The organism is Myxococcus sp. AM010 (genome assembly GCF_013372585.1).
In the GTDB taxonomy this organism is placed as follows: Bacteria; Myxococcota; Myxococcia; order Myxococcales; family Myxococcaceae; genus Myxococcus; species Myxococcus vastator.
The window spans coordinates 24962-34094 of the sequence record NZ_JABXEO010000089.1 but is presented as its reverse complement, the minus strand read 5'-3'; the positions used below and the strand labels follow the sequence as shown (position 1 = coordinate 34094).

Below are 9133 nucleotides of genomic sequence, written 5' to 3'. Positions count from 1 at the left end.
CCCCTGCCCCTCTTTCCACCCGCCCCCTCCGGAAGATATGCAGCGGGGAGATGAAGCTCGCCGAGACTGCTCCGCCCCCCGCGCCCGAAGCGCCGCCCCCCGCCCCCCTGTCCCTGGACGAGGTCCGCCGCGTCACCCAGCTCCTGGAGGCTATCAGCGAGGACCGCTTCCTGTTGGCCGGCATCCCCGAGGAGGACCGCATCGCCTTCCTGAGCGCCGCGGGCCGCGTGTTGCACCCGGACCGCGACGCCAAGTCCCGGATGGCGAAGGCGCTGCGCCGCGACCGGAAGAAGACGAAGCGCGAGCACGACCGGGTCATCCGCGCGACCACCGAGATTCGCACCCTGCGCCGCTCCGCCATCTTCACGGTGCCCGCGCTGCCGCCTCCGCCTCCCTCCGAAGCGGGGCCGGAGCGCATCCTCGAGCAGCCCCGCCGCTGCTACGTCTGCAAGGCCGAGTACCGCAAGCTGCACTTCTTCTACGACGCGATGTGCATCGAGTGCGCGGACTACAACTACGCGAAGCGCACCCAGCGCGCCGACCTGAACGGGAAGGTCGCGCTCATCACCGGCGCCCGGGTGAAGATTGGCTTCCAGGCCTCGCTGATGCTGCTGCGCTCCGGCGCGCGCGTCATCGCCACCACGCGCTTCCCCAATGACGCCGCGCAGCGCTACGTCCAGGAGCCGGACTTCGCGGACTGGGCGCACCGGCTGCACATCCACGGGCTGGACCTGCGGCACGCGCCCAGCGTGGAGCTCTTCGCGAAGTACATCGAGCAGACGCACGAGCGCCTGGACATCCTCATCAACAACGCCGCGCAGACGGTGCGCCGGCCCCCGGGCTTCTACGGCCACCTGCTGCCGGGAGAGATGCGCCGCGCGGACGACCTGCCGGCGGCGGCGCGCGCGCTGCTCGCGGGCCATGACGCCTGCGTCGCCACGATGCAGCCGGCCGCCCTGGGCGCGGGCAACGCGGGCGGTTCGGAGCTGGCCACCACCTGGCGCAGCAGCGACCCGGCGCTGGGCATCCACTCCTCCGCCGCGCTGTCCATGCTGCCCTACAACCTGGAGCAGGAGGGTGACGAGCGCGCCCTCTTCCCGCGGGGCCGGCTGGACGCGGACATGCAGCAGGTGGACCTGCGGGACGTGAACTCGTGGCGGCTGCGGCTCGCCGAGGTCCAGACGGCGGAGATGCTGGAGGTCCACCTCATCAACGCGGTGGCGCCCTTCATCCTCGTCGGGAAGCTGAAGCCGCTGATGCTCAGGGACCGCTCATCCCCCGGCCACGTGGTGAACGTCTCCGCGATGGAGGGCAGCTTCTCGCGCGGGACGAAGACGGACAAACACCCGCACACCAACATGGCGAAGGCGGCGCTCAACATGATGACGCTGACCTCCGCGCCGGACTACGCCCGCGACAACATCTACATGAACGCCGTGGACACTGGCTGGGTCACCGACGAGGACCCCGCGCAGCACGCGGAGCGCAAGGTGCAGGAGCTGGACTTCCAGCCACCGCTGGACATCGTCGACGGGGCGGCGCGGGTGGTGGACCCCATCATCGCCTCGGAGAACAGCGGCGAGTACGTCTGGGGCAACTTCTTCAAGGACTACCGTCACACCGCGTGGTGACACGCGGACCGGGGGCGTCATGGCAACCCGCAGTCTCCGCTTCGAGTCGTACGTCGAGGTCACCCCCGCTGAAGCCTGGGCGTGGGTGACGTCGATGAAGGGCATCTCCACGGAGCTGCGCCCGTACCTGCGGATGACGGCGCCCCCGGGCGTGGCGGGGCTCGAGGAGCTGCCCTTCGAGCCGGGCCAGCCGCTGTTCCGCAGCAAGCTGCTGCTGGGCGGCGTGCTGCCGGTGGGCTGGTCCGACCTGACGTTGCGCGAGCTGGAGCCGGGCCGCCGCTTCGTCGAGGAGTCCCCCATGAGCGCGATGCGTCAGTGGCGACATGAGCGCCGCATCGTCGAGGCGCACGCCGGCGTCGACATCATCGACCAGCTCGACTTCGAGCCCCGCTTCGGCGGCCGGCTGACGGAGGCCTTCATCCGGCGCCTCTTCGAGCACCGCCATTCGGTGCTCCGCCGCGCGCTGACACCGTCATTAGGTGGACGGGCGTCCCAGGAAACGCCAGCCTAGGGGGACATGAGCCCCGAAGAACAGTTCCACGTCGAAGTCCTCAAGCTGCTGCTCCAGGTCGCCACCGTCGATGGCCGCGTCGCGCACGCCGAGATTGAGCACATCCTGGACACCGCGCGAGGCATGAGCGTGCCCCTGCAGGAGCTGGCCGCGCTGACGCGCTGTCTGCAGAACAACGAGCCTTTGCCCCCGCCGAACATGGGCATCCTGCGCACCAACCCCTCCGCCGTCATCCGCGAGGCGAAGGCGCTCATCGCCAGCGACGGCAGCGTGCACGCGGCGGAGATCGAGATGCTGCGACAGATTCGGGAGCTGCTCGGCGTCATCAACTGACGCCTCGCGCGCGCTACGACTCGCTCTCCGGAGCCTCCAGCAGCTTGTAGAGCGTCTTGCGGTCCACATCGAGCAGGCGCGCCGCCTCGCTCTTGTTGCCGCCCACGTGCTGGAGCACCTGCGCGGCGTAGCGGCGGGACAGCTCGGCCAGGCTCGGCATGTCGCCCGCCAGGCCCGCCATCTTCGGGGTGGACGCGTCCCCAATCGGCTCCGGGAAGTCCTGGGGGCCCAGGACGCCCGTCACGTTGAGCGCCAGCGCCCGCGCCACCACGTTCTCCAGCTGCCGCACGTTGCCCGGCCAGTCATAGGCCGCCAGACGCGCGTTCGCGTCCGGCGTCACCACCGGCCGCACCCCGCCGCGGGCATGACGTCCGGCGAAGTGCTCCACCAGCGCGGGGATGTCCTCGCTCCGCTCCCGCAGCGACGGCAGGTGCAGGTGCACCACGTCCAGGCGGTACAGCAGGTCCTCGCGGAAGAGGCCTTCGGCCACCCGCGCCTTGAGGTCCTTGTTCGTCGCCGCCACCACGCGCACGTCCACCTTGACGGGGATGCTCTCCCCCACGCGGCGGATTTCGCCCTCCTGCAGCACGCGCAGGAGCTGCGACTGCACCTTCATGCCGACGTCGCCAATCTCATCCAGGAAGAGCGTGCCGCCGCTGGCCTCCTCGAAGACGCCTCGCCGCGCGCCGGACGCGCCGGTGAAGCTGCCCTTCGCGTGGCCGAACAGCTCGCTCTCCATCAGCGATTCGGTAATCGCGCCGCAGTCCACGGGGATGAAGGGCCCGCTCATCCGCGGCGAGCGCTTGTGCAGCGCGCGCGCCACCATCTCCTTCCCCGTGCCCGTCTCGCCCGTAATCAGCACCGGCACGTTGCTGGCCGCCGCGCGCGCCACCTGCTTGTACACCTCCAGCAGCGCCGGGCTGCGGCCCACCATCATCAACGAGCCACGCTCCACCTGCTGGCGCAGCGAGCGGTTCTCCTCCACCAGCCGCTTCTGCTCCAGCGCCCGTCTCGCCACGCGCAGAATCGCGTCCACGTCGAAGGGCTTTGCCAGATAGTCGAAGGCGCCCTGCTGGATGCTGTCCAGCGCGCCCTCGATGTTCCCGAAGGCCGTCACCACCACCACCGGCGTGTCCGGCAGCTGCGCCTTCACCTCTTGGAGCACCTTCAGCCCGTCGCCCGGCTCGGGCATGGCCATGTCCGTGAGGACCAGGTCAAAGGCGCCCTCCGCGATGCGCTCGGTGGCGCGGCGCGGGTCCGGGGCCTGCGTCACCGCGCCCAAGGGGCCCAGCAAGCGCTGGAGCAAATCGCGGGCCTGCGGGTCATCATCCACGACGAGGATGCGGGCTGAGCTCATGTGCCGACCTTGCGTATTCCGGCGGAAGCCGTCGTTGTCTGAGCGCCGCGGGTGCCCGCCGCCGGGCGCACCACGCGGGGGAAGCGCACCACCACGTGCGTTCCTTTTCCATCTTCCGAGCGCACCACCAGCGTACCGCCGTGCGCCTCCACCACGCGCTTGGTGGTGACCAGCCCCAGTCCATGGCCCGGCAGACCGCGCACCTCGGGCGCGCGGAAGAAGGGCTGGAACAGCGAGGCCTGGGTGCCCGGCGCCATGCCGATGCCGTTGTCCACGACCTCCAGCACGGCCATGCCACCCTCGGTGGCCACGCGCACCTTCACGCGGGAGTCGGGCCGGCCCGCCGAGTACTTCACCGCGTTGGTGAGCAGGTTGCGCGCGCTCACCTGCAGCAGCTGTCCGGGGCAGTCCACCGCCACGCCGGGCTCCAGCTCCCGCTCCAGCGCCACGCCCTGCGCCGCCGCCGTCTGCGCCACCTCCAGCAGCACGGTGGTGACGGCCGTGTCCAGCTCACCCACCGTGCTCTCGCCGCGCGTTCCGGCGCGGCAGAAGCGCAGCAGCGCCTCGATGAGCTCGCCCATGCGCACCGCGCTGGACTCACACTGCGCCAGCATCTCCAGCGCGCCCGCGTCGTTCACCGCGCCGGTGCGGCGGATGAGCGTCAGGTAGCCCTTGAGCGGCGCCAGCGGGGAGATGAGGTCATGCGCCACGCGCCGCGTGAAGGCATCCAGCTCCTGGTTGTGCCGGCCCAGCTCCTCCAGCTGGCCCTGGATGATGGCCTCCTGGCGCTTGAGCAGCGAGGTGACGCGCCAACCCACCAGCGACGACAGGAGGATGGCCAGCAGCGTGGCGCCCGCGCCCAGCGCCGTGTTGCGCACGCGCAGGTCGTCCAGCCGGTTCACCAGCCTGCGTGCCTCGGCGGCGTTCTCCTCCTCCAGCGCGCCCCCCAGCGCGTCCAGCTCCGCCGCCAGCGGGCGGATGCGCTCGGCCAGGTGGCGCCGGGCCCGCTCCGCCTCGCGGCGCTGCGAGAAGATGGCCGCCGCGCGCACCTGGTCCGCCAGCCCCTGGCACGCGGCGTTGAAGCGGTACCACAGCGCCTTCTCACCCTGCGGCAGGTTGCGTGTGTACGCCTCCGACGAGGCGCGGATGTCCGCCAAAATCTGCTCCATCACCGCGTCCGCGGCGCGGCGCTCGGCGTCACCCGTGGCGCGGACATGCGCCTCGATGGCGGACTCCAGCGACAGCGCGTCCACGCGGATGCGGCCAATGGAGCCGGCCCGCTCCAGCGCCTCCTGCACCAACCCGTCCACCTGGCTGCCCGTGCGGACCTCCGTCCACAACGTGAAAGCGGTGACGGCCGACAGGAGGACGACCACGAAGAAGAAGCCGGCCCGGTAGCCGCGGATGGGGATGCGGGAGCTCGCCACGCCGTTCCTCTATCACGGGGCCCGCGGCGCGCGTCCGGCGGGACGTCAGGGCGCCGTCGGCGCGACGTTGCCGGCCGCGGGGAGGGCCGCCGGCTGGAGCGGATTGTTCAACCGCCGCCGTGCACGCTCCAGCGCGGACTCGTACCAGACGTCCGACAGCTCCTCGTGCATCTCCTTCAGCTCCTTCAGCTCGTGGACCTCGCGCTCCAGCACCAGCAGCTGGGTGTTGTGCTCCTCCAGCGCGTGCCGGTCCGCCTCGGTGCGCACCAGCTCCTCCAACAGCGCCGCGCGCGCCTGCTCCGCCTCCGCGCGCTCCAGCCGCACCTGCTCCAGCGCCGACTCCTGCTGGGCCAGGCGCAGCGCGAACGCCTCGGCGCGCTCGCGCTCCGCCTCGTACTCGCGACGCCACCGGTCCGCCTCGAGGACCTGGGCCTCCAGCCGCTCGAGCGGAACAGTCGTCGCGCAACCCGTACCCAGGACGGCCAACACTGTCGCGCAACAGAGGAACCGCATGAACCATCTCTCCCACACCATGACCGCGCGACATGCGCGACAAAGGCGCCGGGCCGACACCCTGCAACCAGATGACGCGTGCAGCTTGCTCAAGTGCTCCGTCATCGTCAAAGCAGCAACTGCCTGTCTGGGGAGCCTGCCCCCACTGTCGGAGCTCCAACTGCGGAGTTTCTCCCCACGGACATCCGCGACAGGCACCTGCGCTCCCTCTGACAACGTCCCTGGCACGCCGCCTGCTCAAGCCCTCGCTCGTTGGGACGGCGCAATCTCGCGTCGTCGTTCGTCACCGGAGCTTTTCATGAAGACCGTGTTCGCCGCCGCCCTCCTCGCCGCCGCCACCGCGTTCGCCAACACCCCGGCCCCCGCAGAGCCCGCTGCCGAAACCAAGCCCGCCGCCATCGAAGCCGCGCCCGAGGCCCCCCAGGCCGAAGCGGCGCAGGCCGAGGCCGCCCCCGAGGCCAAGCCCGCCAAGAAGACCAAGAAGCCGGCGAAGAAGGCGACCAAGGCCGCTGTTGACGCCAAGTAATCAAGACTTACAGCTTTATAGCTGGTGCGCGGGGGTGCCTCGTCCAAGGGAGGTACCCCCGTTGTCTTTGCGGGTCCATAAAAACCCACCTCTCCTCGATTTCTGAAACGCCCTCTCGAAATGCCTATCAAGGTCCAGGAAAACCCATCCGGGTCAGGACTTCCGCGCGCCCGTCAATCCGTCCAGTGAACGTGAGATTTGACAGAAACAGAAGAATCCTGCTTAATATGACTTCAGTGAATCACTGACCGTCCCGGACAGGGTCGGAAATCAAACGAGCGCACCAATGATCGAAGCCTTCTCGAAGGTGTCGGAAGCCTCGAAGCTGCTGCTGGAGAAGGGCCTGGGCCCGAGCACCGGCATGGAGGCGCTGAGCATGGTGGGCCACGCGCTGGGCGTGGACCGCGCGTACATCCTGGAGAACCGCGTACAGGGCACCTACGGCCGGTTCATCACCGACATGCGCCACGCCTGGGCGGAGCCGCCCACGCCGTCGCCGCTGGCCAACCCGGTGATGCGGGCCTTCTCCTTCCGCGAGTTCGCGCCGGGCTGGGTGGACATGCTGGAGGCCGGCATGGTGGTGGCGTGTCCCACTCGTGACGCGCCCCCGACGATGAAGGACCTGTTGGAGCGCCAGGGAACGCAGTCCATCCTCCTGTGCCCCATCAATCCCTCCCGGCAGCAGTGGTGGGGCATGGTGGCCTTCGAGGACTGCCGCCGTCCTCGCGCCTGGAAGCCCGAGGAAGTGACGCTGCTCAAGTCCCTGGCGCGCGCGGTGGCGGCGTCCGTCCGACATGGGCAGATGCGCTCCTCCCTGGACCAGGTCCGCAACAGCCTGCGCCAGGCGGTGAGCCGCACGCCGGTGTCCGGACTCTGAACGGCAGGCAGGCGGGGCGCCTGGCGGCTTGCCGGGGGGCAATGCCGACCCGTGCATGAGCGGACATTTCCAGCGCCGGGTTTCTGCTACCCTGGCCGCCCCTTCGCTCACCGCCATGTCCTCAATCGACCCCACCGCGATCAGCCGTCCGCGCTCTTCGGACATCATCAGCGGCTACCACCTCGACAAGCTCGTCGGCAGCGGAGGCATGGGAGAGGTCCACAAGGCCACCCAGCTCTCGCTAGGCCGCACAGTGGCGGTCAAGCTCCTCAACCCCGAGCTGGCGAAGGACCCGTCCTTCATCGCGCGCTTCCAGAAGGAAGCCGCCGCGCTCGCGACCCTGAGCCATCCCCACATCGTCTCCATCGTCGACAAGGGGAAGACGGACACCACGTACTACCTGGTGATGGAGTTCGTGGATGGCCCGTCGCTGCGGGAGCTGATTCGCGAGCCGCAGCTGGACGTCGTGGGCGCGCTGCGGCGCATGCTGCAGATCTGCCGCGCCATTGAGTACGCGCACGGCCGCGGCGTCATCCACCGGGACTTGAAGCCGGAGAACATCCTGCTGGACCAGCAGGCCGGCGGCATCGCCAAGGTGTCGGACTTCGGGCTGGCGTCCTTCCTGGATGACGCCAGCCCGTCCTCGCGCTACGCGCTCACGTCCACGCACATGTCCATGGGCACGCTGTCGTACATGGCGCCCGAGCAGCGCGTGGACGCGAAGAGCGCGGACGCGCGCGCGGACATCTTCTCGCTGGGCGTCATCCTCTATGAGTGGCTCACGGGCGAGGTGCCGCTGGGCACCTTCGACCCGCCGTCGCGGCGCAAGCCGGGGCTGGACGCGCGGCTGGACATCATCGTCACGCGGTGCCTCAAGCCGGACCCGGAGGACCGCTACCCCTCCGTCACCGCGCTCATCGCGGACCTGGAGCTGCTCGTCCCGGGCAGCCTGCCGTCCCTGGCGCCGGTGAAGCTGACGCACCTCCAGCGCGTCCGCCAGGGCGTGCGCAAGGTGGTACGCCTGGCCCTGCAGGCCGCGGCCGTGCTGCTGGTGATGGCGGCGCTGGCCGTGCTGGGCCGGGAGTGGCTGCGCAGCGGGGAGAAGCCCGTGCCGCCGCAGCCAGGGGCCGCGCTGAACGCGGACCTGGGCCCGCCCTCGCCCCGGTCCATGCCGGGCCGGCTGGAGACGGGCTCCGAGAAGCGCACGGTGTCGGTGGGTGACGGGCCGGACGCGCCGTCGCTCCTGGTCGCCGGACGGCCGGTGGAGGCGGAGGAGAAGGCCATCATCTTCCCGCCCGTGGAGGAGCGCTCGCAGTCGCGCGTGGGCCGTGCCCGCGTGGACGTGGTGGGGCTGGACGGCGACATCGCCGTGCTCAGCGCCCGCGTGCGCGCGGACGCGCCGCCGGACACCTGGAAGCGCCGCGGCTACGTGATGCTCTACGGGCCGTCGCTGCAGGCCCCCTCGGCCGCGCTGCTGCTGCAGGGCAGCACGGGCCGCTACGTGGCGCTCATCCACGACGGCGGGGGCGCGCCGCTGCGGCTCGAATGGGCCCTGGGCGAGCGCCGCGGCACCATGCTGGGCCTGGCGTCGCCGGAGGGCGAGGCCGCGCTGGAGCTGCGGGTGGACGCGGACGGCGTCATGCAGGGCTACGTGGGCAAGGGCAAGGACCAGCGCGCCATTGGCGAGCCGCTCAACCTGGGTCCGGGCTGGATGGAGCACTTCGGGGACGCGCCCGTGCCCGCCTTCGGCTGCATCGAAGGCACCTGCCGCGCCGAGGGCTTCGTCTACACCGTGCGGCGCGCGCCGCCCCCGGGGACGACGGCGCCCGTGCCGGTGGCCAAGGCCGTGGTCGCCGCGGTGCCGGCCAAGGCGGTGCCCGCCAAGCGGCCTCCCCCGCCCCCGAAGCGGCAGCCCGCCAGGGGCTCCTCGAAGAGCCCCACGAAGCGGCGGTAGAGCG

General features: G+C 70.7%; 9 protein-coding genes. 6 read left to right on the top strand and 3 right to left on the bottom strand.

All coding sequences use genetic code 11. The annotated features are described in order from the left end of the window. Window positions 1-50 precede the first annotated feature (50 nt). From HV826_RS30290 to HV826_RS30280, 3 genes are read left to right on the top strand one after another with little or no spacing between them, the layout of a single operon-like run. Window positions 51-1631 (top strand): SDR family NAD(P)-dependent oxidoreductase, encoded by a 1581-nt coding sequence (locus HV826_RS30290; protein WP_176420546.1) that lies wholly within the window; start codon window positions 51-53, stop codon window positions 1629-1631. Between the two features lie 19 nt (window positions 1632-1650). Then, complete coding sequence (locus tag HV826_RS30285) at window positions 1651-2142, top strand: hypothetical protein (RefSeq protein WP_176420545.1); 492 nt, start codon at window positions 1651-1653, stop codon at window positions 2140-2142. Window positions 2143-2148: 6 nt separating this feature from the next. Continuing rightward, window positions 2149-2475, top strand: a complete 327-nt coding sequence (locus tag HV826_RS30280; RefSeq protein ID WP_163786518.1) for a TerB family tellurite resistance protein — start codon at window positions 2149-2151, stop codon at window positions 2473-2475. A gap of 13 nt (window positions 2476-2488) precedes the next feature. Here HV826_RS30280 and HV826_RS30275 read toward each other — a convergent pair whose 3' ends face one another. From HV826_RS30275 to HV826_RS30265, 3 genes are read right to left on the bottom strand one after another with little or no spacing between them, the layout of a single operon-like run. Further along, the gene (locus HV826_RS30275) at window positions 2489-3832 is read right to left on the bottom strand and encodes a sigma-54 dependent transcriptional regulator (RefSeq protein ID WP_176420544.1); all 1344 of its coding nucleotides are present in this window, start codon (window positions 3830-3832) and stop codon (window positions 2489-2491) included. Continuing rightward, window positions 3829-5259 carry a HAMP domain-containing sensor histidine kinase gene (locus HV826_RS30270; protein WP_176420543.1) on the bottom strand — a complete coding sequence of 477 codons (1431 nt, stop codon included), beginning with the start codon at window positions 5257-5259 and terminating at the stop codon, window positions 3829-3831. The genes HV826_RS30275 and HV826_RS30270 overlap by 4 nt, the downstream gene beginning before the upstream one ends. Before the next feature lie 45 nt (window positions 5260-5304). After that, window positions 5305-5772 (bottom strand): hypothetical protein, encoded by a 468-nt coding sequence (locus tag HV826_RS30265; RefSeq protein WP_176420542.1) that lies wholly within the window; start codon window positions 5770-5772, stop codon window positions 5305-5307. A 298-nt stretch (window positions 5773-6070) separates the two neighbouring features. Between HV826_RS30265 and HV826_RS30260 the strand changes: the two genes are divergently transcribed. The 3 genes from HV826_RS30260 to HV826_RS30250 all read left to right on the top strand — a co-directional run bounded on the left by HV826_RS30260 (window position 6071) and on the right by HV826_RS30250 (window position 9129). Continuing rightward, window positions 6071-6298, top strand: a complete 228-nt coding sequence (locus HV826_RS30260; RefSeq protein WP_176420541.1) for a hypothetical protein — start codon at window positions 6071-6073, stop codon at window positions 6296-6298. A gap of 286 nt (window positions 6299-6584) precedes the next feature. Then, window positions 6585-7175: a GAF domain-containing protein gene (locus tag HV826_RS30255; RefSeq protein ID WP_163783433.1), complete on the top strand. Its 591-nt coding sequence runs from the start codon at window positions 6585-6587 to the stop codon at window positions 7173-7175. A gap of 115 nt (window positions 7176-7290) precedes the next feature. Then, window positions 7291-9129, top strand: coding sequence for a serine/threonine-protein kinase (locus tag HV826_RS30250; protein ID WP_176420540.1), 1839 nt, complete (start codon window positions 7291-7293; stop codon window positions 9127-9129). The last annotated feature ends 4 nt before the right edge of the window (window positions 9130-9133 follow it).

Excerpts from the sequence above, each read along its gene's own strand:
- HV826_RS30290 (WP_176420546.1), top strand. The coding sequence starts at position 51 with ATGAAGCTCGCCGAGACTGCTCCGCCCCCCGCGCCCGAAGCGCCGCCC.
- HV826_RS30285 (WP_176420545.1), top strand. The coding sequence starts at position 1,651 with ATGGCAACCCGCAGTCTCCGCTTCGAGTCGTACGTCGAGGTCACCCCC.
- HV826_RS30280 (WP_163786518.1), top strand. The coding sequence starts at position 2,149 with ATGAGCCCCGAAGAACAGTTCCACGTCGAAGTCCTCAAGCTGCTGCTC.
- HV826_RS30275 (WP_176420544.1), bottom strand. The coding sequence starts at position 3,832 with ATGAGCTCAGCCCGCATCCTCGTCGTGGATGATGACCCGCAGGCCCGC.
- HV826_RS30265 (WP_176420542.1), bottom strand. The coding sequence starts at position 5,772 with ATGCGGTTCCTCTGTTGCGCGACAGTGTTGGCCGTCCTGGGTACGGGT.
- HV826_RS30260 (WP_176420541.1), top strand. The coding sequence starts at position 6,071 with ATGAAGACCGTGTTCGCCGCCGCCCTCCTCGCCGCCGCCACCGCGTTC.
- HV826_RS30255 (WP_163783433.1), top strand. The coding sequence starts at position 6,585 with ATGATCGAAGCCTTCTCGAAGGTGTCGGAAGCCTCGAAGCTGCTGCTG.
- HV826_RS30250 (WP_176420540.1), top strand. The coding sequence starts at position 7,291 with ATGTCCTCAATCGACCCCACCGCGATCAGCCGTCCGCGCTCTTCGGAC.